Source organism: Streptomyces cinereospinus (genome assembly GCF_042430725.1).
Lineage (GTDB): Bacteria > Actinomycetota > Actinomycetes > Streptomycetales > Streptomycetaceae > Streptomyces > Streptomyces cinereospinus.
Genome location: NZ_JBHMCY010000002.1, coordinates 32,956 through 58,741, shown reverse-complemented (window position 1 = coordinate 58,741; position 25,786 = coordinate 32,956). Strand labels below are relative to the sequence as shown.

28 protein-coding genes are annotated in these 25,786 nt (G+C 73.2%); 5 read left to right on the top strand and 23 right to left on the bottom strand.

The annotated features are described in order from the left end of the window. Window positions 1-49: 49 nt before the first annotated feature. The 10 genes from ACFF45_RS01335 to hisI all read right to left on the bottom strand — a co-directional run bounded on the left by ACFF45_RS01335 (window position 50) and on the right by hisI (window position 7,995). Window positions 50-823: a DsbA family protein gene (locus ACFF45_RS01335; protein ID WP_381340708.1), complete on the bottom strand. Its 774-nt coding sequence runs from the start codon at window positions 821-823 to the stop codon at window positions 50-52. A 170-nt stretch (window positions 824-993) separates the two neighbouring features. Then, the gene (trpA, locus tag ACFF45_RS01330) at window positions 994-1,812 is read right to left on the bottom strand and encodes a tryptophan synthase subunit alpha (protein ID WP_381340705.1); all 819 of its coding nucleotides are present in this window, start codon (window positions 1,810-1,812) and stop codon (window positions 994-996) included. Beyond that, window positions 1,809-3,095, bottom strand: a complete 1,287-nt coding sequence (trpB, locus tag ACFF45_RS01325) for a tryptophan synthase subunit beta (RefSeq protein WP_381340703.1) — start codon at window positions 3,093-3,095, stop codon at window positions 1,809-1,811. The genes trpA and trpB overlap by 4 nt, the downstream gene beginning before the upstream one ends. Before the next feature lie 58 nt (window positions 3,096-3,153). Beyond that, entirely contained in the window at window positions 3,154-3,372 is a 219-nt protein-coding gene (gene trpM / locus ACFF45_RS01320) for a tryptophan biosynthesis modulator TrpM (protein ID WP_381340700.1), read from the bottom strand. A 22-nt stretch (window positions 3,373-3,394) separates the two neighbouring features. After that, on the bottom strand, window positions 3,395-4,204 hold the full coding sequence (gene trpC / locus ACFF45_RS01315; protein WP_381340697.1) for an indole-3-glycerol phosphate synthase TrpC: 810 nt from the start codon (window positions 4,202-4,204) through the stop codon (window positions 3,395-3,397). Window positions 4,205-4,394: 190 nt separating this feature from the next. After that, window positions 4,395-4,817: a DUF2752 domain-containing protein gene (locus ACFF45_RS01310; RefSeq protein WP_381340694.1), complete on the bottom strand. Its 423-nt coding sequence runs from the start codon at window positions 4,815-4,817 to the stop codon at window positions 4,395-4,397. Window positions 4,818-4,914: 97 nt separating this feature from the next. Continuing rightward, window positions 4,915-5,193 (bottom strand): HGxxPAAW family protein, encoded by a 279-nt coding sequence (locus tag ACFF45_RS01305; RefSeq protein ID WP_381340692.1) that lies wholly within the window; start codon window positions 5,191-5,193, stop codon window positions 4,915-4,917. Between the two features lie 213 nt (window positions 5,194-5,406). Then, window positions 5,407-6,060 carry a TIGR02234 family membrane protein gene (locus tag ACFF45_RS01300; protein ID WP_381340689.1) on the bottom strand — a complete coding sequence of 218 codons (654 nt, stop codon included), beginning with the start codon at window positions 6,058-6,060 and terminating at the stop codon, window positions 5,407-5,409. Between the two features lie 25 nt (window positions 6,061-6,085). Next, complete coding sequence (locus ACFF45_RS01295) at window positions 6,086-7,591, bottom strand: anthranilate synthase component I (RefSeq protein ID WP_381340686.1); 1,506 nt, start codon at window positions 7,589-7,591, stop codon at window positions 6,086-6,088. A gap of 11 nt (window positions 7,592-7,602) precedes the next feature. Beyond that, the gene (hisI, locus tag ACFF45_RS01290) at window positions 7,603-7,995 is read right to left on the bottom strand and encodes a phosphoribosyl-AMP cyclohydrolase (RefSeq protein ID WP_381340683.1); all 393 of its coding nucleotides are present in this window, start codon (window positions 7,993-7,995) and stop codon (window positions 7,603-7,605) included. A gap of 82 nt (window positions 7,996-8,077) precedes the next feature. Between hisI and ACFF45_RS01285 the strand changes: the two genes are divergently transcribed. Further along, window positions 8,078-8,713 carry a TIGR03085 family metal-binding protein gene (locus ACFF45_RS01285; RefSeq protein WP_381340680.1) on the top strand — a complete coding sequence of 212 codons (636 nt, stop codon included), beginning with the start codon at window positions 8,078-8,080 and terminating at the stop codon, window positions 8,711-8,713. Window positions 8,714-8,731: 18 nt separating this feature from the next. Here the strand turns inward: ACFF45_RS01285 and hisF are convergent, their stop codons facing one another. Genes hisF through hisD form a run of 8 tightly spaced genes read right to left on the bottom strand, consistent with a single transcriptional unit; the run spans window position 8,732 to window position 14,449 of the window. Further along, window positions 8,732-9,487 carry an imidazole glycerol phosphate synthase subunit HisF gene (gene hisF / locus ACFF45_RS01280; RefSeq protein WP_381340677.1) on the bottom strand — a complete coding sequence of 252 codons (756 nt, stop codon included), beginning with the start codon at window positions 9,485-9,487 and terminating at the stop codon, window positions 8,732-8,734. Next, window positions 9,484-9,888: a RidA family protein gene (locus ACFF45_RS01275; protein WP_381340674.1), complete on the bottom strand. Its 405-nt coding sequence runs from the start codon at window positions 9,886-9,888 to the stop codon at window positions 9,484-9,486. The genes hisF and ACFF45_RS01275 overlap by 4 nt, the downstream gene beginning before the upstream one ends. Window positions 9,889-9,904: 16 nt before the next feature. Further along, window positions 9,905-10,627: a bifunctional 1-(5-phosphoribosyl)-5-((5-phosphoribosylamino)methylideneamino)imidazole-4-carboxamide isomerase/phosphoribosylanthranilate isomerase PriA gene (gene priA / locus ACFF45_RS01270; RefSeq protein ID WP_381340672.1), complete on the bottom strand. Its 723-nt coding sequence runs from the start codon at window positions 10,625-10,627 to the stop codon at window positions 9,905-9,907. A 4-nt stretch (window positions 10,628-10,631) separates the two neighbouring features. Next, a complete protein-coding gene (gene hisH / locus ACFF45_RS01265; protein ID WP_381340669.1) occupies window positions 10,632-11,273 on the bottom strand; it encodes an imidazole glycerol phosphate synthase subunit HisH in 642 nt (213 codons plus the stop codon). Beyond that, on the bottom strand, window positions 11,270-11,434 hold the full coding sequence (locus ACFF45_RS01260; RefSeq protein ID WP_381340667.1) for a CG2302 family histidine operon protein: 165 nt from the start codon (window positions 11,432-11,434) through the stop codon (window positions 11,270-11,272). Before ACFF45_RS01260 ends, hisH begins: the two co-directional genes overlap by 4 nt. Next, entirely contained in the window at window positions 11,431-12,024 is a 594-nt protein-coding gene (hisB, locus tag ACFF45_RS01255; protein WP_381340664.1) for an imidazoleglycerol-phosphate dehydratase HisB, read from the bottom strand. Before hisB ends, ACFF45_RS01260 begins: the two co-directional genes overlap by 4 nt. Beyond that, complete coding sequence (locus tag ACFF45_RS01250; protein ID WP_381340661.1) at window positions 12,021-13,127, bottom strand: histidinol-phosphate transaminase; 1,107 nt, start codon at window positions 13,125-13,127, stop codon at window positions 12,021-12,023. Before ACFF45_RS01250 ends, hisB begins: the two co-directional genes overlap by 4 nt. Continuing rightward, window positions 13,124-14,449, bottom strand: a complete 1,326-nt coding sequence (gene hisD, locus ACFF45_RS01245; protein ID WP_381340658.1) for a histidinol dehydrogenase — start codon at window positions 14,447-14,449, stop codon at window positions 13,124-13,126. Before hisD ends, ACFF45_RS01250 begins: the two co-directional genes overlap by 4 nt. Window positions 14,450-14,634: 185 nt before the next feature. On the opposite strand from hisD, the gene ACFF45_RS01240 reads away from it, so the two are divergent. The 3 genes from ACFF45_RS01240 to ybaK all read left to right on the top strand — a co-directional run bounded on the left by ACFF45_RS01240 (window position 14,635) and on the right by ybaK (window position 17,601). Beyond that, on the top strand, window positions 14,635-16,215 hold the full coding sequence (locus ACFF45_RS01240) for an oxidoreductase (protein WP_381340655.1): 1,581 nt from the start codon (window positions 14,635-14,637) through the stop codon (window positions 16,213-16,215). Window positions 16,216-16,328: 113 nt separating this feature from the next. Next, window positions 16,329-17,069: an LON peptidase substrate-binding domain-containing protein gene (locus ACFF45_RS01235; protein ID WP_381340653.1), complete on the top strand. Its 741-nt coding sequence runs from the start codon at window positions 16,329-16,331 to the stop codon at window positions 17,067-17,069. A 28-nt stretch (window positions 17,070-17,097) separates the two neighbouring features. Beyond that, a complete protein-coding gene (gene ybaK, locus ACFF45_RS01230; protein ID WP_381340650.1) occupies window positions 17,098-17,601 on the top strand; it encodes a Cys-tRNA(Pro) deacylase in 504 nt (167 codons plus the stop codon). A gap of 46 nt (window positions 17,602-17,647) precedes the next feature. Here the strand turns inward: ybaK and ACFF45_RS01225 are convergent, their stop codons facing one another. The 4 genes from ACFF45_RS01225 to ACFF45_RS01210 form a co-directional block, all read right to left on the bottom strand. Then, window positions 17,648-18,325 carry an AAA family ATPase gene (locus tag ACFF45_RS01225; protein WP_381340647.1) on the bottom strand — a complete coding sequence of 226 codons (678 nt, stop codon included), beginning with the start codon at window positions 18,323-18,325 and terminating at the stop codon, window positions 17,648-17,650. Window positions 18,326-18,359: 34 nt separating this feature from the next. After that, window positions 18,360-19,181 (bottom strand): ABC transporter permease, encoded by an 822-nt coding sequence (locus ACFF45_RS01220; RefSeq protein WP_381340644.1) that lies wholly within the window; start codon window positions 19,179-19,181, stop codon window positions 18,360-18,362. 79 nt (window positions 19,182-19,260) lie between these two features. Next, a complete protein-coding gene (locus tag ACFF45_RS01215) occupies window positions 19,261-20,235 on the bottom strand; it encodes an ABC transporter ATP-binding protein (protein WP_381340935.1) in 975 nt (324 codons plus the stop codon). A 136-nt stretch (window positions 20,236-20,371) separates the two neighbouring features. After that, on the bottom strand, window positions 20,372-21,589 hold the full coding sequence (locus ACFF45_RS01210; protein WP_381340642.1) for an NYN domain-containing protein: 1,218 nt from the start codon (window positions 21,587-21,589) through the stop codon (window positions 20,372-20,374). Between the two features lie 231 nt (window positions 21,590-21,820). Here ACFF45_RS01210 and ACFF45_RS01205 point away from each other — a divergent pair, with 231 nt between their 5' ends. Then, window positions 21,821-21,982, top strand: coding sequence for a hypothetical protein (locus tag ACFF45_RS01205; RefSeq protein WP_381340640.1), 162 nt, complete (start codon window positions 21,821-21,823; stop codon window positions 21,980-21,982). Between the two features lie 128 nt (window positions 21,983-22,110). Here the strand turns inward: ACFF45_RS01205 and dnaE are convergent, their stop codons facing one another. Next, window positions 22,111-25,650, bottom strand: coding sequence for a DNA polymerase III subunit alpha (gene dnaE / locus ACFF45_RS01200; protein ID WP_381340637.1), 3,540 nt, complete (start codon window positions 25,648-25,650; stop codon window positions 22,111-22,113). Window positions 25,651-25,786 lie beyond the last annotated feature (136 nt).

The following is a 25,786-nucleotide window of genomic DNA, read 5'->3' as shown; positions in this document are numbered from 1 at the left end:
CGGTGCCGGGCAGCCCGGCTACGGCTCCATAACGGGCCGGGCCCGCGCCTCAGTCCTGCGCGGCCTCCTGCACCTGCTGCTTCAGCTTGGCGGGGGTCATCGTCTGGTCCTGGTAGATGTTCTCGCCGTTGAGCAGCACGGTCGGCGTCCCGCTGAACCCGCCCTGCGAGAAGGCCTCGTTCGACGTGTCGACCCAGCCGGTGTGCCGGCCGTCCTCGACGCAGCCGCGGAACGCCGGGGTGTCCAGTCCCTGGACCTTCCCGGCGAGCTCGATCAGCTTCGCGTCGTCCGCGAAGGCGTCGTCGGTCTCCGGCGGCTGGTTGTCGTAGAGCACGTCGTGGTACGGCGTGAACCTGCCCGCGTCCTGTGCGCAGGCCGCGGCGTTGGCCGCCGCGCGGGAGCCGCTGCCGCCCATGTTGCCGTCGATGATCGTGGCCAGCCGGTACTCCACTCTCAGCCGGCCGGCGTCGGTCAGCTCGTGGATCGTCGAGCGGTAGGCCTTCTCGAAGGACCGGCAGGCCGGGCAGCGGAAGTCCTCCCAGATGGTGAGCGTGGACTTGGCGCTCTCCTTGCCGACCGGGATGACGAGGTCGTCCTCGCCGTTCGCCCCCGAGGGCGCCACGACCGGGCCCGCGCTGTCGTCGCCCTGCTTGCCGGCGCTCGCGGCGATCACGCCGATCACCGCCGCCAGACCCAGGACGGCCACGACCGCCGCACTCACGATCAGCGCCCGCCGGCGCTTCTCCGCGGCCTTCTGCTTCTCACGCTCGACCGCCAGCCGCTCCCGGGCGGTGCGCTTTCCGTCACGGTTCTTCTCGCTCACACCCCGCAGAACGAACCGGGGAGGCGCACCGCGCCTCCCCGGTCCCAGGTCCACCCGTACGAGGGACCCGTATGACGTACCGCCGGGCACCCGTCCGCGTGCCCGGCGCGCGTCCGTCCGGACGCCCGGCCCGCCCGCGGGCGGATGCCCGGCCGACCAGGCCCGGCCCGTCACGCCCTGCCGCGCACGCCCTGCGCCAGTTCGCCCGCGAGCGCGCGGACCGCCTCGACGCCGGCCGCCCGGTCCGGCGCGTCCAGCATCCGCTTGACGAAGGCCGAGCCGACGATCACGCCGTCGGCGAAGCCGGCCACCTCGGCCGCCTGCGCCGCGTCGGAGACGCCGAGCCCGACGCAGACCGGCAGGCCGGTACCGGTGTCCCGGGTCCGCCGCACCAGGTCCTCGGCCTGCGCGCCGACCGACTCACGGGTGCCGGTGACGCCCATCAGCGAGGCGGCGTAGACGAAGCCGCTGCCCGCCGCGGTGATCTGCGCCAGCCGCTCGTCCCTGCTGCTCGGCGCGACCACGAAGACCGTGGCCAGGCCGTGCTTCTCGGCGTGCTCGCGCCACAGCGCCGACTCCTGCACGGGCAGGTCGGGCAGGATGCAGCCGGCGCCGCCCGCCTCGGCCAGCTCGGCGGTGAAGCGCTCGACGCCGTAGCGGTCGATGGGGTTCCAGTAGGTCATGACGAGGATCGGCTTGCCGGTGGCCTCGAAGGCCTCGCGGACCGTGCGCATCACGTCCGCGATCTTCACGCCGCCGCGCAGCGCGATGTCGTCCGCGGTCTGGATGACCGGGCCGTCCAGGACGGGGTCGCTGTGCGGCAGCCCGACCTCCATGACGTCGGCGCCGCCGTCGAGCACGGCCCGGATCGCCTCGATGCCGCCGTCCACGGTCGGGAACCCGGCCGGGAGGTAGGCGATGAGGGCGGAGCGGCCCTCGGACCGGGCCGCGGCGAGGGTGTCGCCCAGCAGCTGGATGTTCCCGCTCACTTGGCGTCCCCCTCGATCTCGGCGGTGTCGGTGTCCGCGTCGGCCGCGACCTCGGCGTCGGTGTCGTACAGGTCGAAGTAGCGGGCGGCGGTGTCCATGTCCTTGTCGCCGCGGCCGGACAGGTTGACCACGATCAGCCCGTCGGGGCCCAGTTCCCGGCCGACCTCCAGGGCACCGGCGAGCGCGTGGGCGCTCTCGATGGCCGGGATGATCCCCTCGGTCTGCGACAGCAGGCGCAGGGCCTGCATCGCGGCGTCGTCGGTGACCGCGCGGTACTCCCCGCGGCCGGTGTCCTTGAGGTAGGAGTGCTCGGGGCCGATGCCGGGGTAGTCGAGTCCGGCCGAGATCGAGTACGGCTCGGTGATCTGGCCCTCCTCGTCCTGAAGGACGTAGGACCGCGAGCCGTGCAGGATGCCGGGTTCGCCCGCGGTCAGGGTGGCCGCGTGCTCACCGGTCTGCACGCCGTGTCCGGCGGGCTCGCAGCCGATGAGGCGGACGTCCGGGTCCGGGATGAAGGCGTGGAACAGGCCGATGGCGTTGGAGCCGCCGCCGACGCACGCGACGGCGGCGTCCGGGAGGCGGCCGGCGCGCTCCAGGAGCTGGCGGCGCGCCTCGACGCCGATCACGCGGTGGAAGTCGCGGACCATGGCCGGGAAGGGGTGCGGGCCGGCGACGGTGCCGAACAGGTAGTGGGTGCGGTCGACGTTGGCGACCCAGTCGCGGAAGGCCTCGTTGATGGCGTCCTTCAGGGTGCGGCTGCCGGACTTCACGGCGATGACCTCGGCGCCGAGCATCCGCATCCGGGCCACGTTGAGGGCCTGGCGCCGGGTGTCGATCTCGCCCATGTAGATGGTGCACTCGAGGCCGAAGAGCGCGCAGGCGGTCGCCGTGGCGACGCCGTGCTGGCCGGCGCCGGTCTCGGCGATCACCCGGGTCTTGCCCATGCGCCTGGTGAGCAGGGCCTGGCCGAGCACGTTGTTGATCTTGTGGGAGCCGGTGTGGTTGAGGTCCTCGCGCTTGAGGAACACCCGGGCGCCACCGGCGTGCCGGGCGAACCGGGGCACCTCGGTGAGGGCGCTGGGGCGGCCGGTGTAGTGGACGAGCAGGTCGTCGAGCTCGCGCGCGAACTCGGGGTCGTGCTTGGCCTTGTCGTACTCGACGGCCACCTCGTCCACGGCGGCGACGAGCGCCTCCGGGATGAACTTGCCGCCGAACGCGCCGAAGTAGCCGTCGGCGCTGGGGACCCGGCCCTCCGGGTCGGGCACGAAGAACTCGCTGGGCATGCGGAAACCTCACGGTGAGTGTGGGGAACGACACTGTGCGCCGTGGGGGACGGGGAGGTCAGCCGGCCGCGGGCCGTGTGCGGCCCGTCGGGCGGCTCCCCGCGCCCCCGAGGGGGCGCTGCCATCGACGGCCGTTCACCTGCCCGGGTTCGTCACCGATGACGTACCGGACCCGGCGGCCGTGCACCCGGCGGGCGGGCGCGCGGCAGCCCCGGGGGCGGCAGCCGCGCGCGAGGCGGGCGTGCCGGTCCGGGGCGGAGGTCGTGGTCGGTGTCATCGCGGCCAAGCCTACCGGCGTGTCAGCTCCGGCCGTGCCGCAGTGCGGGGTGGGCGCCCGCGGCCACCAGATCGGACACCGCCGTCCTGGGGTCCTTGCCGGTGACGAGGGACTCGCCGACCAGGACGGCGTCGGCGCCCGCGTTGGCGTAGGCGATCAGGTCGTGCGGGCCGCGGATGCCGGACTCGGCGACCGTGACGATGCCCTCGGGGATCTCCGGGGCGACCCGCTCGAAGGTGCCGCGGTCGACCTCCAGCGTCTTGAGGTTACGGGCGTTGACACCGATGAGCTTGGCGCCCGCGTCGACCGCGCGGTCGACCTCCTCCTCGTCGTGCACCTCGACGAGCGGGGTGAGCCCGATGGACACCGCCCGCTCGATCAGGGACTCCAGGGCGGGCTGGTCGAGGGCCGCGACGATCAGCAGCACGAGGTCGGCGCCGTATGCCCGGGCCTCCCACAGCTGGTACGAGGTGACGATGAAGTCCTTGCGCAGCACGGGGATGTCCACCCGCGCGCGGACCGCCTCCAGGTCGGCGAGGGAGCCGCCGAAGCGGCGCTGCTCGGTGAGGACGGAGATGACGGCGGCGCCGCCCGCCTCGTAGTCCGCCGCCAGGCCGGCCGGGTCGGCGATCGCCGCCAGGGCGCCCTTGGAGGGGCTGGACCGCTTGACCTCGCAGATGACCTTGACACCGTCGCCGCGCAGGGCGGCCAGTCCGTCCTTGGTCGCGGGGGCCTTCGCCGCGCGCTCCTTGAGCTCGTCGAGGCTCACGCGCGCCTGCCGCTCCGCGAGGTCGGCACGGACTCCGTCGATGATCTCGTCGAGCACACTCACGCGAGTGGCCCCCTTCCAGACGGTTGACTGCTACAGCGCTTCGGCCTCGATCCGCGGGCCGCTCCCCCGGCCGGGGCCGGGGCGGGAACCGGGAACGGGAACCGGTGGTCACTGCGATGGTATCCGGAGCGGGGCGAAGGCCTCGCATCCGGTCGACGCCGATCCCACTACCTGGACCGCCGCCAGTTGATCAAGGATGGAGCCGGCCACCGAAGGGCAGGTTCCGGACAACGGTGAAGAGCAGCAGCAACGCGCCCGCCGTCCACAGGGACGCGGGCGGCGGGTCCAGGCGCAGCGGACGGCCGCGGACGGCGCGGACCACCCAGACGGTCCACACCACGGCGAAGCACACGTACCCGGCGACGGCCAGGGCGTTGGCGTGCAGCGCCGCCGGGAGGTCGCCGTGCACGACGGCGTGCGCGCTGCGCAGCCCGCCGCAGCCGGGGCAGTACAGGCCGGTGAACCGCAGCAGCGGGCAGACCGGGTAGTGGCCCGGTTCCTTGGGGTCCACGGCCCCCACGTAGGCGAAGGCGGCGGCGACGGCCGCGAGGACACCGGCCGGGGCGGCCAGCCGGCGTGCGGGGGTGCGGCGGTCGGGGTTCATGCCCCGCATTGTGCCGGGCCCGGGCCCGGGCACGCGCGAGGGGCGGCCCGGCGTCGCGCCGGGCCGCCCCTCGACGAGGTCGCGGCGGAAGGCCGTACGGGCCGGATCAGCTCTCGGCGGCGACCGGCTCGCGGGCGGTCACGGCCCGCGCGGGCTGCGCGCCGGAGGTCATCCTGAGGGGCTGCGCCTTGGGCGCGCCCAGGCCCATCGCGCGCATCACGCCGCCGACGACACCGCCCAGGACCACGATCGCCATGCCTGCCCAGAAGCCGAGCGGGAGGGCCATCACCATGAAGGCGCCCGCGACGCAGAAACCGATGAAGACGATGATGACACCGGTCCAGGCGGCGGGGGTGTGACCGTGCCCGTGGCTGCTGTCCGCCATTGCTTGCTCCTCGTTGCCGTATGCGTGGTCGAGCCTGACGCTCGTCGTCCCATTGTCCCGTACGCGTGCGCGTGCCCCGCGCGGGGGGCTGATGCCGGGTGCGTCTGTTTCGCCACACCGCGGCAGCCGGCCCCGGCCCGTCGCCAGGGGGCCGTCCCGTCGATCATGCCGGGCTCGCGGTGTCCGGATCCGGCCGGATCGACCGGAGGCCCCCTAGGCGGGTCCGGTGCCGGTCGGGTCCTCGCCGCGGTCCAGGGCCTTCCAGAGGTCCTCGGGCCGGTCGGGGTCGACGGCGGGTGCGCCGCCGCGGCGGGCGCTCGGGGCGACGTCCCGCTCGTAGCGGCCGGACATCGCGGGCCACAGGCGGCCGTAGCGCAGGGCGAGGAGCCCGGCGAGCAGGAGCAGGGCGCCGCCCGCGGCCGCGGCGTACGGCCACGCGGTGTGGGTGAGGGCCGCCACGGTGGCGGAGGTGTCGCCGGAGGCCTGCGCGGCCTTCTCGTCGAGCGCGGAGCGGTCGGAGGCGCCGGACAGCGCGGCGGCGACGGTGCCCGCGCCGCACAGCGCGAGCAGCCCGGCGACCAGCAGGCGGCCGGCCCGGCGGACGGCGAAGACGGCGACGAGCGCGGCCAGGCCCACGACGGCGAGGGCGGCGGGGACGCCGGTGACGTCGCTGCCCCGGGCGGTCAGCGGGAAGGCGCCGCCGGCCACCGACGCGGTGCCCTGCGACCACTGCTGTCGGGTGGCCAGCAGCGCCACGGCCGCGCCGAGCGCGCCGCACAGCAGGGCCAGGGCGAGACTCCGCCGCCCGGCGCGCGCGGAGGCGGGGGCTTCGGAACGGGGGTGAGGAGCAGCAGTCACGTACTCCACTATCGCCTGCCCCGGGGGTGCGGTGTCACCCGGGGTTCACGTGAGAAGCGCCCCATTGTCCGAGCCGGTTGGCCGTGTGCACCGCGCGCAGCACCGCCGCCGCCTTGTTGCGGCACTCGGTGTCCTCGGCGAGCGGGTCGGAGTCGGCGACGACGCCCGCGCCCGCCTGGACGTAGGCGGTGCCGTCGCGCAGCAGGGCGGTGCGGATGGCGATGGCGGTGTCGGAGTCGCCGGCGAAGTCGAGGTAGCCGACGCAGCCGCCGTACAGGCCGCGCCGGGACGGCTCCAGTTCGTCGATGATCTGCATCGCGCGCGGCTTGGGCGCGCCGGAGAGGGTGCCCGCCGGGAAGCAGGCCGTCAGCACGTCGAAGGCGGTGCGGCCCGCCGCGACCCGGCCGGTGACCGTGGAGACGATGTGCATCACGTGCGAGTACCGCTCGACGGACATGAAGTCGACGACCTCCACCGAGCCGGGCTCGCAGACCCGCCCGAGGTCGTTGCGGCCGAGGTCGACCAGCATCAGGTGCTCGGCGCGCTCCTTGGGGTCGGCCAGCAGCTCGTCGGCCAGCGCCTGGTCCTCGCGCGGGGTCGCCCCCCGGGGCCGGGTGCCGGCGATGGGGTGCAGCAGCGCCCGGCCGTCCTCGACCTTGACCAGCGCCTCGGGCGAGGAGCCGACGATGTCGAAGCCGTCGAGGCGGAGCAGGTACATGTACGGCGACGGGTTGGTCGCGCGCAGCACGCGGTAGACGTCCAGCGCGCTCGCCGTGCACGGCGTCTCGAACCGCTGCGAGGGCACGACCTGGAAGGCCTCGCCGGCCCGGATGCGCTCCTTGACGTCCTCGACGGCCGCGTGGAAGTCGGGGCCGCCCCACAGCGCGCTGTACTCCGGCAGCTCGGAGGGCGGCAGCACGGCCGGCGGCTGGGCCACCGCGCGCGTGAGGTCGGCCTCCATGGCGTCCAGGCGGGCCACGGCGTCGGCGTAGGCCTCGTCGACGCCGGTGTCGAGGTCGTTGTGGTTGATCGCGTTGGCGATCAGCAGGACGGCGCCCTCCCAGTGGTCCATCACCGCGAGGTCGCTGGTCAGCAGCATGGTCAGCTCGGGCAGCCGCAGGTCGTCCCGCTCGCCGGGGCCGATCTTCTCCAGGCGGCGGACGATGTCGTACCCGAGGTAGCCGACCATGCCGCCGGTGAACGGCGGCAGGCCCTCCTGGTGGGGCGTGTGCAGCGCCTCGACGGTGGCGCGCAGGGCGGCCAGCGGGTCGCCGTCGACGGGCAGGCCCACCGGGGGCCGGCCCAGCCAGTGCACGCGGCCGTCCCGTTCGGTGAGCGTGGCGGCGCTGCGGACGCCCACGAAGGAGTAGCGCGACCAGGAGCGGCCGTTCTCCGCGGACTCCAGCAGGAAGGTGCCGGGGCGCTCGGCGGCGAGCTTGCGGTACAGCCCGACCGGGGTGTCGCCGTCGGCCAGGAGCTTGCGGGTGACGGGGATGACGCGGCGGTCGGTGGCCAGCTTGCGGAACGTGTCGAGGTCCATGGCGGCCGCCCCTACCGGTCCCGGGCCGGTGTGCCGGGCCCGGAGTCCTTCAGCAGCACGTCGGCGTCGAAGCAGGTGCGCGCGCCGGTGTGGCAGGCGGCGCCGACCTGGTCGACCTGGACCAGGACGGTGTCGGCGTCGCAGTCGAGGGCGACGGACTTCACCCACTGGACGTGCCCGGAGGTGTCGCCCTTGACCCAGTACTCCCGGCGGCTGCGCGACCAGTACGTGCAGCGGCCGGTGGTCAGGGTGCGGTGCAGGGCCTCGTCGTCCATCCAGCCCAGCATCAGCACCTCGCCGGTGTCGTACTGCTGGGCGATGGCGGGCAGGAGTCCGTCCGCGCTGCGCCTGAGGCGCGCGGCGATCTCCGGGTCGAGGCTGCTGGGCGGCGGCGTACTGGTCATGCGTCTCATTGTGCCGCGCCGCACCGGCAGTCCCCCTGGCCGTCCACTGTGCGGTACGCGCCCCCGGTCGTAGGCTGACCCCATGTCGACCTTTGCCAAGCGTGAACGGCTTCTGCTCGCCGACCTCTTGGAGACCGCCGGGCCGGAGGCCCGCACCCTGTGCGAGGGCTGGCTGACCCGCGACCTGGCCGCGCACGTGGTCGTGCGCGAGCGCCGCCCGGACGCGGCCGGGGGCATGCTGATCAAGCAGCTCGCGCCACGCCTGGAGAAGGTGATGGAGGAGTACGCGGGGAAGCCGTACGAGGAACTGATCCAGCTGATCCGCACCGGCCCGCCGCGCTTCTCACCCTTCCAGCTCAAGCAGATCGACGAGATGTCGAACACGATCGAGTTCTACGTGCACACCGAGGACGTCCGCCGGGCGCAGCCCGACTGGACGACGCGTGAGCTCGACCCGGTCTTCCAGGACGCCCTGTGGTCGCGTCTGGAGCGCGTCGCCCGGCTGATGGGCCGCGGTGTCCCCACGGGCCTGGTGCTGCGGCGCCCCGACGGCCAGACCGCGGTCGCCCACCGGGGCACGCCGGTGGTCACGGTGACGGGCGAGCCGTCCGAGCTGCTGCTGTTCCTCTACGGCCGGCAGAGCGCCGCCAAGGTGGACGTGGACGGCGACGCGGAAGCGATCACCAGGCTGGAGGAGAGCAGGCAGCTCGGCTTCTGAGCCGGGCGGCGGCCCGGCTCACCGCACGGGGTGGCCCGCCGCCCGCAGGGTCTGCTTCACCTCACCGATCCGCAGATCGCCGAAGTGGAACACCGAGGCCGCGAGGACGGCGTCCGCGCCGGCCTCGACGGCCGGCGGGAAGTCGGCCAGCCGGCCCGCGCCGCCGGAGGCGATGACCGGCACGGTGACGTGCTTGCGGACCGCGGCGATCATCTCCAGGTCGTAGCCGTCCTTGGTGCCGTCCGCGTCCATCGAGTTGAGCAGGATCTCGCCCGCGCCCAGCTCGGCGGCCCGGTGCGCCCACTCGACGGCGTCGATGCCGGTGCCCTTGCGGCCGCCGTGCGTGGTCACCTCGAAGGACCCGCCCTGCGTGCGCCGCGCGTCGACCGACAGCACCAGCACCTGCCGCCCGAACCGCTCGGCGATCTCGCGGATCAGGTCGGGCCGGGCGATGGCGGCGGTGTTGACGCCCACCTTGTCGGCGCCGGCCCGCAGCAGCCGGTCCACGTCCTCGGCGGTGCGCACACCGCCGCCGACCGTCAGCGGGATGAACACCTGCTCGGCGGTGCGGCGCACCACGTCGTACGTCGTCTCGCGGTTGCCCGAGGACGCGGTGATGTCCAGGAACGTCAGCTCGTCGGCGCCCTCGGCGTCGTACACCTTCGCCATCTCGACGGGGTCGCCCGCGTCGCGCAGGTTCTGGAAGTTGACGCCCTTGACGACCCGGCCGTTGTCCACGTCCAGGCAGGGGATGACTCGGACCGCCAGGGTCATGACTGCTCGGCTCCTCTGCATGCCTCTACTTCGACTTCGACCAGGATGCGCGGGTCCACGAAGCCCTCCACCACCAGGAGGGTGGACACCGGGCGCACCGTGCCGAAGAGTTCCCTGTGGGCGCGGCCCACCTCGTCCACGTCCCGCTGATGCGTCAGGTACATGCGGGTGCGGATCACGGACCCGACACCGAGCCCGAACTCGGCGATCGCCTCGATCGCGCTGGTGAAGGCCACCTTGGCCTGCTCGTACGGGTCGCCCTCCCCGTACAGCACGCTGCCCTTGAAGGCCGTCGTGCCGCCCACCAGGACCCGGTCGCCCGCCGCGACGGCGTGTGCGGAACCGAAGGTCTCCTCCCAGGGGCTCCCGCTCCGCACCCGCCGTACGGCATCGGACGTCATGACACGGTGTCCTTGTTCACGAGGTGGCCTCCAGTGCCTCTTCCAGGGTGAACGCCTTCGCGTACAGCGCCTTGCCGACGATCGCGCCCTCGACGCCGAGGGGCACGAGCGCGGCGATCGCCCGCAGGTCGTCCAGCGAGGACACGCCGCCGGAGGCCACGACCGGGCGGTCGGTCGCCGCGCAGACGTTCTTCAGCAGTTCCAGGTTGGGGCCCTGCAGGGTGCCGTCCTTGGCGATGTCGGTGACGACGTACCGGGCGCAGCCCTCCTTGTCGAGGCGCTCCAGCGTCTCGTAGAGGTCGCCGCCGTCCCGGGTCCAGCCGCGGCCGCGCAGGGTCGTGCCGCGGACGTCGAGACCGACGGCGATCTTGGCGCCGTGCTCGGCGATGACCTTGGCGACCCACTCGGGGGTCTCCAGGGCGGCGGTGCCGAGGTTGACGCGGGTGCAGCCGGTGGCGAGGGCGGCGGCGAGGGTGTCGTCGTCGCGGATGCCGCCGGACAGCTCCACCTTGATGTCCATCGCCCCCGCGACCTCGGCGATCAGCGCGCGGTTGTCGCCGGTGCCGAAGGCGGCGTCCAGGTCGACCAGGTGCAGCCACTCGGCGCCCGACCGCTGCCAGGCGAGGGCCGCCTCCAGGGGGGAGCCGTACGAGGTCTCCGTGCCGGACTCGCCGTGCACCAGACGGACGGCCTGGCCGTCGCGGACGTCGACGGCGGGGAGGAGTTCGAGCTTGGCCATGTCTCTACAGGGTTCCGATCCAGTTGGTGAGCAGCTGCGCGCCGGCGTCGCCGGACTTCTCGGGGTGGAACTGCGTGGCCCACAGGGCGCCGTTCTCCACGGCGGCCACGAACGGTTTGCCGTGCGTCGACCAGGTCACCTTGGGGGCGGTCATCGTCGGGTTGTGCGTCGGGAGGGACCAGTCGTGGACGGCGTAGGAGTGCACGAAGTAGAACCGCGCGTCCGCGTCCAGGCCGGCGAACAGCTCGGAGCCGGCCGGTGCCTCGACGGTGTTCCAGCCCATGTGCGGCACGACGTCGGCCTGGAGCGGCTCGACCGCGCCGGGCCACTCGTCGAGGCCCTCGGTCTCGATGCCGTGCTCGATGCCCCGGGCGAAGAGGATCTGCATGCCGACGCAGATGCCCATCACCGGGCGCCCGCCGGCCAGCCGCCGGTCGACGATCCAGTCGCCGCGGGCCTCGCGCAGGCCGGTCATGCAGGCGGCGAAGGCGCCGACGCCCGGCACCAGCAGGCCGTCCGCGTTCATCGCCCGGTCGAAGTCGCGGGTTATCTCCACCTCGGCGCCCACGCGCGCGAGGGCGCGTTCGGCCGACCTCACGTTGCCGAAGCCGTAGTCGAAGACCACGACGCTCCTGGGAGCGCTCAATTCCACACCTCCAGCCGCAGGACGCCCGCGACCAGGCACATCGCGGCGCCGATGGAGAGCAGCACGATCAGGCCCGTGGGCATCCGCTGCTTGACGAAGGAGATGATGCCGCCGACCAGGAACAGGCCGACGACGATCAGCAGGGTGGAGGTGCCGGTCACAGCGCGCCCTTCGTGGAGGGCAGGATGCCGGCCGCGCGCGGGTCGCGCTCGGAGGCGTACCGCAGCGCCCGCGCGAGGGCCTTGAACTGGCACTCCACGATGTGGTGCGCGTTGCGCCCGTAGGGCACGTGCACGTGCAGGGCGATCTGCGCCTGGGCGACGAAGGACTCCAGGATGTGCCGGGTCATCGTGGTGTCGTACTCGCCGATCATCGGCGCCATGTTCTCGGGCTCGGTGTGCACGAGGTAGGGGCGGCCGGAGAGGTCGACGGTGACCTGGGCGAGGGACTCGTCCAGCGGGACCGTGCAGTTGCCGAAGCGGTAGATGCCCACCTTGTCGCCGAGCGCCTGCTTGAAGGCGGCGCCGAGCGCGAGGGCGGTGTCCTCGATGGTGTGGTGCGAGTCGATGTGCAGGTCGCCCTCGGTCTTCACGGTCAGGTCGAACAGACCGTGCCGGCCGAGCTGGTCGAGCATGTGGTCGTAGAAGCCGACCCCGGTCGACACGTCGGCCTTGCCGGTGCCGTCGAGGTCGATCTCGACCAGGACCGAGGTCTCCTTGGTCGTGCGCTGCACGCGTCCCACGCGGCTCATGAACTCTGCTCCTTCTTCAACTCACGGACCGCGTCGAGGAACGCGTCGTTCTCCTGCGGCGTCCCGGCGGTGACCCGCAGCCACCCCGGCACGCCGTTGTCCCGGACCAGGACGCCACGGTCGAGGATCCGGCGCCAGGCGTCGTGCGCGTCGGCGAACCGGCCGAACTGCACGAAGTTCGCGTCCGACTCGGTCACGTCGTAGCCGATCGCGCGCAGTTCGGCGACCAGCCGGTCACGCTCGGCCTTGAGCTGCTCGACGTACCCGAGCAGCGTGTCGGTGTGCTCCAGGGCGGCCAGGGCGGTCGCCTGGGTGACCGCCGACAGGTGGTACGGCAGCCGGACCAGCTGCACGGCGTCCACCACGGCCGGGTCCGCGGCGAGGTAGCCCAGGCGCAGACCGGCCGCGCCGAACGCCTTGGACATGGTCCGGGAGACCACCAGGTGCGGACGGCCCGCCAGCAGCGGCAGCAGCGAGTCGCCGTGGCTGAACTCGACGTAGGCCTCGTCCACCACCACCATCGACGGCTTCGCCGCCTGGGCGGCCTCGTACAGGGCCAGCACCGTCTCAGGCGGGACCGCGTTTCCGGTGGGGTTGTTGGGGGTGGTGACGAAGACGACGTCGGGCCGGTGCTCGGCGATCGCCCGCCGGGCGGCGGCGAGGTCGACGGTGAAGTCGTCGTCACGCGGACCGGAGATCCAGCCGGTGCCGGTGGAGCGCGCGATCAGGCCGTGCATCGAGTACGACGGCTCGAAGCCGATCGCCGTGCGGCCGGGTCCGCCGAAGGCCTGCAGCAGCTGCTGGATGACCTCGTTGGAGCCGTTGGCCGCCCAGACGTTCGCCGGGCCGACCGGGTGGCCGGCGGTCCTGGTCAGGTACTCGGCGAGCCGCGTGCGCAGCTCGACCGCGTCCCGGTCCGGGTAGCGGTTGAGGTCGCGGGCCGCCGCGCGCACCCGCTCGGCGATCCGCTCGACCAGCGGCTCGGGCAGCGGGTAGGGGTTCTCGTTGGTGTTCAGCCGTACCGGCACGTCCAGCTGGGGCGCGCCGTAGGGGGACTTGCCGCGCAGCTCGTCCCGTACGGGGAGATCGTCGATGCCGGTCACTTGCCCTCGGGAACCTTCCAGTCGAACCGGGCCTTGATCGCCGCGCCGTGCGCGGGCAGGTCCTCCGCCTCCGCCAGCGTCACCACGTGGTGCGCGACCTCGGCCAGCGCGTCCTTCGTGTAGTCGACGACGTGGATACCGCGCAGGAAGGACTGCACGGACAGGCCCGAGGAGTGGCAGGCGCAGCCGCCGGTGGGCAGGACGTGGTTGGACCCGGCCGCGTAGTCGCCCAGCGACACCGGCGCCCAGGGGCCGATGAAGATCGCGCCCGCGTTGCGGACCCGGTCGGCCACCGCGGCGGCGTCGGCGGTCTGGATCTCCAGGTGCTCGGCGCCGTACGCGTCGACGACCCGCAGGCCCTCCTCGACACCGTCGACCAGGACGATCGCCGACTGCCGGCCCTTGAGCGCCGGAACGATCCGGTCGTCGACGTGCCGGGTGGCCGCGACCTGCGGCTGGAGCTCCCGCTCCACCGCGTCGGCCAGCTCGGTCGAGTCGGTGACCAGGACGGCCGCCGCGAGCGGGTCGTGCTCGGCCTGGCTGATCAGGTCGGCGGCGACGTGCACCGGGTCGGCGCTCGCGTCGGCGAGGATCGCGATCTCGGTCGGGCCGGCCTCGGCGTCGATGCCGATCTTCCCGGTGAAGAAGCGCTTGGCGGCGGCGACCCAGATGTTGCCGGGGCCGGTGACCATGTTGGCGGGCGGGCAGGACTCGGTGCCGTAGGCGAACATCGCGACGGCGGTGGCGCCGCCCGCGGCGTACACCTCGTCCACGCCGAGCAGCGCGCACGCGGCGAGGATCGTCGGGTGCGGCAGCCCGCCGAACTCGGCCTGGGCGGGCGAGGCGAGCGCGACGGACTCGACGCCGGCCTCCTGCGCGGGCACGACGTTCATGACCACGGAGGACGGGTAGACCGAGCGGCCGCCCGGCGCGTACAGGCCGACGCGGTCGACCGGCACCCACTTCTCGGTCACCGTGCCGCCGGGCACCACCTGGGTGGTGTGCGGGGAGCGGCGCTGCGCGCGGTGGACCAGCCGGGCCCGCCGGATCGACTCCTCCAGGGCCGCGCGCACGGCCGGGTCGAGCTCCTCCAGCGCGCGGGCGAGCGCCGCCGGGGGGACCCGGACCTGGTCGAGTCTGACGCCGTCGAACTTCTCGGCGAAGTCGATCAGCGCCGCGTCGCCCCGATGATGCACGGCCTCGCAGATCGGACGCACCTTCTCCAGGGCGGCCTGAACGTCGAAGTCGGCTCGGGGCAGCAGGTCGCGCAGGGCGGGCCCTTCGGGGAGGGCGTCGCCGCGCAGATCGATTCGGGAGATCACGCACTCAATTCTCGCAGACCCGGACGCGGTGCCGTCCGCGCGTATCAGTGGCTGATACGAGACACCGGTCACGCCCCGTGCCGCCGCCGGGCAGACCGGTGGCACGCAGCGCGTTCGGGCCGTCACCCAGCGGGCATGAACGGCAGTACGAAACGACTGGGCAGCCGGGGAGGAGAGGGGACACCGTGACCGAGGGGGCCGGCATCCGGGACGGGGACCCGCCGGAGGACCTGACCGCCGCCGAGGCCGGCATGTGGCAGGCCTTCCGCAACGGCAGCGTGTACGACCTGAGCAGCGGGGACACGCTCGTCGACGATCCGCACGGGGGCCACCCGTGGGGCCCGGGGCGGACCGTGCGGGCGCGCATCGTGTGCTGGCTGCTGCTGGACGGGCCGCCCGCGCTCGCGGGCCGGGTCTCCGCGCTGAAGCTGACCGGGGTGCAGATCAGCGGCAGCCTGGACCTGGCGGGCGGCACCGTGGTGCCCTACGTCGAGCTGCAGGGGTGCCGTTTCGAGCGGGAGATCCTGATGCCGGAGGCCCAGTTCCGGACCGTGCGGCTGGTGAACTGCTCGGTGCCGCGGCTGGAGGCGGCCCGGGTGCACATCGAGGGCGATCTGCACCTGCCGCGCTGCCGGTTCCACAACGGCGTCCGGATCACCGACGCGCACATCGGCACCGACCTGCTGCTCAACCAGGCCGTCGTGTACCGGGACCGCACCGGCCGCTCGATCTCCGCGGACGGCCTGACCGTCGGCCAGGACCTGCAGGCCGAGATGCTGGAGTCGCACGGCGAGCTGAGCCTGCGCAGCGCCAAGGTGGGCGTCTCGCTCAGCCTGCGCGGGGCACGGCTGCGCAACCCGTACACCCGGCTCGCGCTGAACGCCCCGCAGCTGACCGTCGAGCGCACGCTGTACCTGTCCCCGGCCGGCGTCGGCGGGCCGCAGCTCGCCGGGCGCACCCCCGCGCGCGGGACGCGGGTCCAGCACTTCGAGTGCCAGGGCGGGGTGCGGCTGGACGACGGCCGGTTCGGGGACGCGGTCGACCTGGAGCGCGCCCGGTTCACCTTCACCGACGACCAGGAGCTGTCCCTGCGCCGGGTGCAGGTGCCCGAGCTGCGCTTCCTCGGGGAGCGCCCGCAGCGCGGCAGGGTGGTGCTGTCCGGCGCGCGGACCGTCAACCTGGTCGACCGGGCGGGCAGCTGGCCCGGGATCGGCAACCTCTACATGCGGGGGTTCACCTACGAGAACCTGGTGCCGCAGGGGGCGTTCCCGCTGGCCGAGCGGTTGACGTGGGTGGCCGCGGCGACCGCCGAGTACCACCCCGAGCCGTACGAGCGGCTCGCCGCCGTGCTGCGGGCGGGCGGCGAGGACGAGGACGCGCGCGAGGTGCTGCTCGCCAAGCAGCGCCGCCGCCGGGAGACCCTGCCGCCGGGCGGCAAGCTCTGGGGGTACGCGCAGGACCTGACAGTGGCCTACGGATACCGGCCGGGGCGGGCGGCGGTGTGGATGGCGGTGCTGTGGGCGGCCGGCTCGCTGGCCTTCGCGTCCGCCGGGCGGCCCCGGACGGGAGGCAGCGCCGGGGACCCGCCGTGGAATCCGGCGCTGTTCTCCCTGGATCTGCTGCTGCCGGTGATCGATCTGGGCCAGGTGGGGTTCTGGCACCTGGACGGCGGCTGGCAGTGGCTCGCCGCCGCGCTGGTGCTGCTGGGCTGGATACTCGCCACGACGGTGGCGGCGGGGGCGACCCGGCTGCTGCGGCGCAACTAGGGGTGTCCGGCGGGCCCCAGGGGGGTCCGGGCCGTCACCCCCGCCCGGTTCCGGGGCCCGGAGCGGGGGCGGGGCGGACGGGTACGGTCCGGCGCCCATTAGGCTCTTGCGTCGTGACCACCGTCCGGCTGCCGCTCTTCCCCCTGAACACGGTGCTGTTCCCGGGACTCGTGCTCCCCCTGAACGTCTTCGAGGAGCGCTACCGCGCGATGCTGCGCGCGCTGGTGAAGGCCCCCGAGGACACGCCGCGCCGCTTCGCCGTCGTGGCGATCCGCGACGGCCACGAGGTCGCGCCGAGCTCGCCCGGCATGCCCGACCCGACGGCGGTGCCGGAGCGGGGGGCGGCGGCCGGGTTCGGCGCCGACCCGGCCCGGGCGTTCCACGGCGTGGGCTGTGTGGCCGACGCGGCGACCGTCCGGGAGCGGGCCGACGGCACCTTCGAGGTCCTGGCGACCGGGACGACCCGGGTGCGGCTGCTGTCGGTGGACGCGTCGGGGCCGTACCTGACGGCCGAGCTGGAGGAGCTGGCCGAGGAGCCGGGCGACGAGGCGGGGGCGCTGGCCGAGGGGGTGCTGCGGGCGTTCCGGCAGTACCAGAAGCGGCTGGCGGGCGCGCGGGAGCGGTCGCTGTCCACCGGCGCGGAACTGCCGGACGAGCCGTCGGTGGTGTCGTACCTGGTGGCCGCCGCGATGATGCTGGACACCCCCACCAAGCAGCGGCTGCTCCAGGCGCCGGACACCGCCTCCCGGCTGCGCGACGAACTGAAACTCCTTCGCTCCGAGACCGCCATCCTCCGTACGCTGCCGTCGTTGCCGGCCGCGGAGCTGACGCGGGCGCCGACGAGCCTCAACTGACCTGCGAACGAGCTGGGGAACAGCCCGGATGGCGAAGAAGCCGAAGAAGAACCAGCAGCCCGGCGGCACGCCCGCGACGGTGGCGCTGACCGCGGCGGGCGTGGCCTTCACGGTCCACTCCTACGACCACGACCCGTCCCACCCCTCCTACGGGGAGGAGGCGGCGCAGGCCATGGGCGTCGCACCGGAGCGCGTCTTCAAGACCCTGGTGGCGGACGTCGACGGCACCCTGACGGTGGCGGTGGTCCCGGTGGCGGGCACGCTGGACCTGAAGGCGCTGGCCGCGGCCGTGGGCGGCAAGAAGGCGGCGATGGCGGACCCGTCCCTGGCCGAGCGCACCACGGGCTACGTCCGCGGCGGCATCTCCCCGCTGGGCCAGCGCAGGAGACTGCGCACGGTCCTGGACGCCTCGGCCGCCGGCCACGCCACGATCTGCGTCTCGGCGGGCCGCCGGGGCCTGGAGGTGGAACTCGCCCCCGGCGACCTGGCCGCGCTGACCGGAGCGGCCCTGGCGCCCATCGGCCGCGCGTGAGCACGCGTCGGGCCGTGCGCGGCCCGGGCGCCTGGCGCCCGGGGGACTACCGCGCCGCCCCGTACGGCCCGGGGGGCACCGGCTCCACCGGCTCGGGGTCCCGCGGCCCGAACAGCGCCATGAGCCCCAGGTGCACCAGCAGCGCCGAGAACGACCAGGCCAGCAGCGCGCCCTTCGCCGCCAGCCGCAACGGCGCCGGGAACGTCACGCCCCGGCCCACGTCCTTCGCGTGGGCCAGCACGTCCTGCGCGGGCCCGAGCCAGACGCCCAGCCGCCAGGCGAGCAGTGACCCGAGCAGACCGCCGACGCCCAGCGCCACCACGGCCGGCACACCGCCGCGCCGCCGCACCAGGAACACCGCCACCGCGCTCACCGCACCGAACGCCAGCGCGAGCAGAGTGAACGTTCCGTCGACGCCGACCGACTGCTCCCCCTCGGTGTCCTCGAGGTAGACCACCCACGCGCCGTTCACCACGTCACCGACGAGCGGCACGCGCGGCGCCAGCCGGCTCCACACCACCCCGAGCAGCGCCCCGCCCAGCACCAGGGCCACCGCGATCACCACGGCTTCCCGCAGCTCCGTCCGCAGACCGGGCCCGTCCTCGCCCTTGCCCCCGTGCGGATCCCCGGACGCGCCCACCGCGTGCCCGGCCCCGGCCGGGGGCCACGCGCTGTGCGAGGGCTGTTCGTGCGGCGGCGGAGGCGGTGTCAACGGTGCGGTCACCCTGACATCGTGCCAGGCCCGGCCGCGGGACGCGTCACCGGACGGCGGCCCGGCGGTACGCCCAGGTGGCCGCGGCCAGGGAGATCACCCCGACCCCGGCGCACACCGCCAGGTCCCCGGCCACCCGCGCCCAGTCGGGGTGCGCGGCGAAGGTCCGCGCGTACGCGTCCACGCCGTACGTCGACGGCAGCAGGTCGCGGGCGAACCGCACGATCTGCGGCATCCGGTCCGGCGGCAGCACGCCCAGCAGCAGCGCCGCCGACATGCCCAGCTGCCCCAGCAGCGTGGCCAGCTCCGGCCGCGGCGCGAGCAGCCCGCAGGCCGCCCCCAGCCCGGACAGCGCGGCCCCGGCCAGCGGGATCACCGCCAGCAGGATCCACAGGTTGCCCATCGGCAGGCCGAACAGCAGGCACCCGACGACGGCGGTCACCAGTGTCCCCGGCAGCGTGAAGGAGGCGTACGCCCCCGCGGCGCCCAGCACCACCGCGGCCGGCGGCACCGGCAGCGTGGCGTAGTGGTCGAGCCCGCCGGTGGCCCGCAGCTGCCCGAAGTACTGCGCCAGCAGGTTCAGCGCGACGAACGCGACGACCACGACCGACGAACCGGCGACGACGAAGTGCGCCTCGCCCCCGCCGTCCACGACGCCGCGCATCATGATCATGATGCCGACGGACTGGAAGGTCGCCACGAACAGCAGCGGGATGCGCGCCACTCGCGCCCGGGACAGCTGCGCCCGGTACACGGCCGCCAGCGACGGCCACAGCCGCGCGGGCGGCGCGAGCTCGGTCGCGGCCCGGGCCGCTGCGTCGGCGGCCAGGACACCGCCCGGCAGCACTTCTGCGGGTACGACACTCACGGCGCGCTGTTCCCCTTCCGCGGTTCCACTCCGGCGCTCCCCCCGTTCGGTACGGATGTGACGGCTCGGCGACTCGGGTTCATCCCTTGACCAGCCCCTGCCGCGCGGCCCCGCCCAGCGCCATGTACACGTCCTCCAGGCTCGGCGTGGTCAGCGTGAAGTCGTCCAGCGCGGCGAAGGCGGCCCCGCCGGTGACCGTCGAGACGACCGCGCGGGCCTCCTCCGGTGCCAGCCGCAGCGTCCAGCGCCGCCCGGCCTCCGCGACCCGGTCCCGCAGCGCGGCCACCTCGGGCACGTCCAGCGGCGCCCGCTCCCGCCACACCAGGTCGACCCGCACCTCACCGGCGACCCGTTCCTTCAGTCCGGCAGGCGTGTCGCAGGCGATCACGCGCCCCTGGTCCAGGACGGCGACCCGGTCGAGCACGGTCTCGGCCTCGATGACGTTGTGGGTCACCAGCACGACGGTGGTGCCGCGCTCGGCCCGCCGCCGGTCCACGGCGGCCCACACGGCCCGCCGGGCCACGGGGTCCATCGCCCCGGTCGGCTCGTCCAGCACGAGCAGCGGCCGCTCCCCGACGAGGACCGCGGCGACGCAGGCCAGCCTCCGCTGTCCGCCGGAGAGCCTCCTCAGCGGCCGCCCGGCGATCGCCGTGAGCCCCAGCTCCTCCAGGACGGCGTCCCGCTCGCCCCGCGCCCGCCGTGCGTCCAGCCCACGCAGCCGTCCGGTGGTCTCGGCGGCGAGGGACACGGTCAGCTCGTCCAGGGCGGTGGACTCCTGCCCGAGGTAGGCGAGGATCCGCGAGGCCCGCTCCGGGTGGCGCACGATGTCGTGGCCGAGGATCTCGACGCTGCCGCGGTCGGGCCGCATCAGTCCGGTCAGCTGCCGCACCAGGGTGGACTTGCCGGCCCCGTTCGGCCCGAGCAGCCCGAAGATCTCGCCCCGGCGCACGTCGAGCCGTACGTCGTCGGTGGCCCGCACCTGGGGCGTGCCCGGCGTGCCGCGCCGGCCCCGGACCGCCGGATAGGTCTTGGTCAGCCCGCGCACCGCACACACGACCTCACCACTGTCCCGGAAGGTCTGTGCCGCGCGCGTACTCACAAGGGACGAGACTACGGGGTCGGCGTCCCCGGCTCGCCCGCGGGGCCGCGTCCGGGGGGCGCCGGGCCGGCGGGGCCCGCCGCGCGCGGGCTCACTGCTCCCCGGCCGGGGCGGGTCCGGCCGCCGTCCGCACGTCGATCTCCCGCCAGAAACCGGCCCGGATCGCGTACCGGTCGTGCTCGTCGATCTGGTCGTCCTTGTGCGCGAGCAGACCGAAGCGGGCGGCATACCGCAGCAGCTCGCCGTCGATGCGGTGCGGGATGCGCGGATACATCCCGGACAGCTTCTGCAGGTGGCCCGGGTCACCCAGCCGGGACATCCACCGCCTCGCGAACACCTGTCCGACCTCGTACGGGTCGCCGCCGACCGTCGTGATGTCCTCCTCCCGGTCGGCCCACCGCTGCTCCGCCGTGGTCAGCTGCGCCAGCGTGGGCATCGAGGCGACCTCGGGCGGCTCCGCGGCGGCACCGGGGCGGTCCACCCAGCCCTTGTCCGAGGACCAGCGCAGGGTCGCGGTGGCGGGCTGGGGAGCCTGCGGCCCGTGCGCCCGCAGCGCGGCCAGGTCCTTGGGCGTCGGTACGCCCTTGGGTGCCGCGGCGCGCTCCTCGGCGCCGTTCGGCGCGGCGGCCGGCGCGGTGCGCGGCGGCTCCGGCGCGGGGCGTTCGGCCGCCGGGGCGAGCGCGGAGTCGGGCAGCGGCGCGGAGAGGATCGCGGCGATCTCCGGCCGCGGCGCGGGCGGCGGGGCGCACACCCCGCCCACCTCCTTGGCGCGTACGGCCTTGGTGATCCAGGTCCGGTCCAGCACGCGCCGCTCGTCGGCCTCGGCGACCAGGTCCTCGGACTGGTTGTAGTCGCCGTCGGCCGCCTGCACGGCCCACAGGTGCACGGCGACCCCGTGCTCCTTGGCGGCCATCATCCCCGGCAGCAGGTCGCCGTCGCCGGTGACCAGGACGATGTCGGAGCAGGCGCGGTTGCGGGCCAGTTCGGTGAGCTCGGCGTGCATCGCGGCGTCGACGCCCTTCTGGTTCCAGCGGCCGTCGCTGCGGGTGAGCGCGCCGAGCCGGACCGTGACCCGGGACATCACGCGCAGCCTGCGGTGCTCGGGCTGCGGGACCCGGTCGGGGGCGCCGTCGAACCAGTAGATGCGCAGCAGCGGCCGTTCCGTGTCGGACTCGGCGCGTTCGCGCAACCCCTGGATGAGCGCGGCGTGATCGACGCTGATCCGGGACCGTGAGGGCTCCCCGGCGAGGAGGCTGGCGGCGGCCCCCAGCAGATACCCGGCGTCCACCAGGACGACGCAGCGGTCCACGCGACTCACCCTCTTCCCGGGAGGTTTGCTTCCGGCTCGCTTCGAGTCTGCCCGACCACGCGGGGGTTAACGGCCCGAACTCGATCTTCGGCGTGGCGTGTGCGGGATTCGCGCTCCGTTCACACTCCGACGAGCCCTGTCACAGACGGTAATTGTCCGACATGCATCTGTTGTCAGCCTATGTGAATCTGGTCCCGGCCCTGGCCCCTAGATCCCACAGGAGGCACCACCATGGCCAAGAACAAGAACCGTGACCGTCAGCAGCAGACCGGCCGTGCCCAGCAGCAGCCGGAGCAGTCGGCGGCGGAGCCGATGTCGGAGCAGAACGCCGCGCAGCCCTCCCCGATGGACAGCGCCCGCAAGGGCCGGCAGAAGCGTTTCGGCCACAACTGACGCCCGCCCGGCGGGCCGTCGCGGTCCAGGAGGTCCGGAGCAGCTCCCCTGTTCCGGATGGCCCGGGCAGAGGACGAGGGGCGCATCCGGTGACGGATGCGCCCCTCGCGTACGTCGGGGGCCGGGCCTCAGCCGGCCAGACAGGACGGCCCGAGCAGCACCTTCAGGTCGCCGAACAGCGCCGGGTCGGGCTTCACGCGGTGCCGGTCCAGCCGCAGGACGGTCGTCCTCGTCGGCCCCTGGAGCTTGATCCGCACCTCGCTGTCGCCCTTGTGGTGGGTGAGGATCTCACCGAGCCGGCTGACCATGGGCGGAGTGACCTTCACCGCCGGGATGGTGAGCACCACGGGCGCGTTGGTGCCCGCGTTGGACAGGTCGGGCACCATCAGCTCCATCGCGACCAGCCGCGGCACGTCCTCCCGCTTGTCCAGGCGGCCCTTGACGAACACCACGGCGTCCTCGACGAGTTGGGTCGACACCAGCTGGTAGGTCGCCGGGAAGAACATGCACTCGATGGAGCCGGCGAGGTCCTCGACGGTGGCGATCGCCCAGGCGTTGCCCTGCTTGGTCATCTTGCGCTGCAGGCCGGAGATGATGCCGCCGATGGTGACGACCGCGCCGTCGCCGAAGTCACCGCCGGTGAGCTGGGCGATGCCGGCGTCGGCCTTGTCGGACAGCACGTGCTCCAGGCCGAAGAGCGGGTGGTCGGAGACGTACAGACCGAGCATCTCCCGCTCCTGGGCGAGCAGATAGGTCTTGTCCCACTCGTCCGGCGAGAACTCCACGTCCAGGCCGAAGCCCGGCTCGCCGCCGGCGTCGTCGCCCATCCCGCCGAAGAGGTCGAACTGCCCCTCCGCCTCCTTGCGCTTGACCGCGACCACGTTGTCGATCATCGGCTCGTACTGCGCCGTCAGGCCCTTGCGGGTGTGGCCCATGGTGTCGAAGGCGCCCGCCTTGATCAGCGACTCGGTGGTGCGCTTGTTGCAGACGACCGCGTCGACCTTGTCCAGGTAGTCGGGGAAGGAGGCGTACTTCCCCTTCGCCTTGCGGCACTTGATGATCGACTCGACGACGTTCGTCCCGACGTTGCGCACGGCGGACAGGCCGAAGAGGATCACGTCGTCGCCCTGTGCGGCGAAGTTCGACTCGGACTCGTTGACGTTGGGCGGGAGCACCCGGATGCCCATGCGGCGGCACTCGTTGAGGTAGACCGCCGACTTGTCCTTGTCGTCCTTGACCGAGGTGAGCAGCGCGGCCATGTACTCGGCCGGGTGGTTCGCCTTGAGGTAGGCGGTCCAGTACGAGACCAGTCCGTACGCCGCCGAGTGCGCCTTGTTGAACGCGTAGCCGGCGAACGGGACCAGCACGTCCCACAGGGCCTGGACGGCCTCGTCGCTGTAGTTGTTCTTGCGGGCGCCCGCCTGGAAGATGACGAAGTTCTTCTCCAGCTCCTCGGGCTTCTTCTTGCCCATCACGCGGCGGAGGATGTCGGCCTCGCCGAGCGAGTAGCCCGCGATGATCTGGGCCGCCTTCTGCACCTGCTCCTGGTAGACGATCAGGCCGTAGGTGACGTCCAGGACCTCCTTGAGCGGGGCCTCCAGCTCGGGGTGGATCGGGGTGATCTCCTGCTGGCCGTTCTTGCGCAGGGCGTAGTTGATGTGCGAGTTCATGCCCATCGGGCCCGGCCGGTACAGGGCCGAGACGGCGGAGATGTCCTCGAAGTTGTCGGGCTTCATCATGCGCAGCAGGGAGCGCATGGGGCCGCCGTCGAACTGGAAGACGCCCAGGGTGTCGCCGCGCTGGAGCAGTTCGAAGGTCGTGGGGTCGTCCAGCGGCAGCGACAGCAGGTCGATGTCGATGCCCTTGTTGGCCTTCACCATCTTGACGGCGTCGTCCATGATGGTGAGGTTGCGCAGGCCCAGGAAGTCCATCTTCAGCAGGCCGAGCGACTCACAGCTCGGGTAGTCCCACTGGGTGATGGTCACGCCGTCGGTGTGCCTGACCCAGACGGGGACGTGGTCCGTGATGGTCTCGCTGGACATGATCACGCCGGCCGCGTGCACGCCCATCTGCCGCACCAGGCCCTCGACGCCCTTCGCGGTGTCGATCACCTTCTTGACGTCCGGCTCGTTCTCGTACATCGCCCGGATCTCGCCCGCCTCCGAGTAGCGGGGGTGCTGCGGGTCGGTGATGCCGGAGAGCGGGATGCCCTTGCCGAGGACGTCCGGCGGCATGGCCTTGGTGAGCCGGTCGCCCATCGCGTACGGGTAGCCCAGCACGCGCGCGGAGTCCTTGATCGCGTTCTTCGCCTTGATGGTGCCGTAGGTGCCGATCATGGCGACCTTGTCGGCGCCGTACTTCTCCGTCACGTACCGGATCACCTCGACGCGCCGGCGCTCGTCGAAGTCGATGTCGACGTCGGGCATGGAGATGCGCTCGGGGTTGAGGAACCGCTCGAAGATCAGGCCGTGCGGGATCGGGTCGAGGTCGGTGATGCCCAGGGCGTAGGCGACGATCGAGCCGGCCGCGGAGCCACGGCCGGGGCCGACCGCGATGCCCTGCTTCTTGGCCCACATGATGAAGTCGGCGACCACGAGGAAGTAGCCGGGGAAGCCCATCGAGATGATCGTGTCCATCTCGTACTCGACCTGCTGCATGCGGTCGTCCGGGATGCCGTCCGGGAAGCGGCGGTGCATGCCGCGCAGGGTCTCCTCGCGGAACCAGCTGACCTCGGTGTAGCCCTCCGGGATGTCGAACCTCGGCATCAGGTCGCGCTTCTCGAACATGCCCGTGGTGTCGACCATCTCGGCGATCAGCCGGGTGTTGGCGCAGCCCTCCTGCCAGGCGTCCGAGGAGTCGATGGCGTACATCTCGTCCGTGGACTTCAGGTAGTAGCCGGTGCCGTCGAACTTGAAGCGGTCCGGGTCGGAGAGGTTCTTGCCGGTCTGGATGCACAGCAGCGCGTCGTGGGCGCCCGCCTCGTGCGCGTACGTGTAGTGCGAGTCGTTGGTGACCAGCGGCGGGATGCCGAGCTTGCGGCCGATCTCCAGCAGGCCGTCGCGGACCCGGTGCTCGATCTCGATGCCGTGGTCCATCAGCTCCAGGAAGTAGCGGTCCTTGCCGAAGATGTCCTGGTAGTCCGCGGCCGCCTTCAGGGCCTCGTCGACATGGCCGAGGCGCAGCCGGGTCTGCACCTCGCCGGAGGGGCAGCCGGTGGAGGCGACGATCCCCTCGGACCACTGGGCGATGGTCTCCTTGTCCATCCGGGGCCACTTCTGGAGCCAGCCCTCGGCGTACGCGTCCGAGGACAGCCGGAAGAGGTTGTGCAGGCCCGTGCTGTTCACGGCCCACATCGTCTTGTGCGTGTAACCACCCGAACCGGAGACGTCGTCGCGCTTCTGGTGCGGCTGGCCCCACTGGATCTTGCGCTTGTTGCGCCGGGACTCGGGGGCCACGTACGCCTCGATGCCGATGATCGGGGTCACACCGGCCTTCTTCGCGGAATGGAAGAAGTCGTACGCGCCGTGCAGGTTGCCGTGGTCGGACATGGCGATGTGCGTCATGCCCATCTCGTTGCACGCGTTGAACATGTCCTTCAGCCGCGCGGCACCGTCCAGCAGCGAGTACTGGGTGTGGACGTGCAGGTGCGTGAACGGCGGCTTCGACACGGCTGCGGCCTCCAAGGGAAGGGTGTGACGACGGGGGTCCGACGGGCTGCGGACAGTCTGGGGGACAGCGTCGAAGTCTATGCCTCGCGGCTGACAGCCGGGCGGAGGACCGCGGCGCGAGGCGCCTCGACGCGGG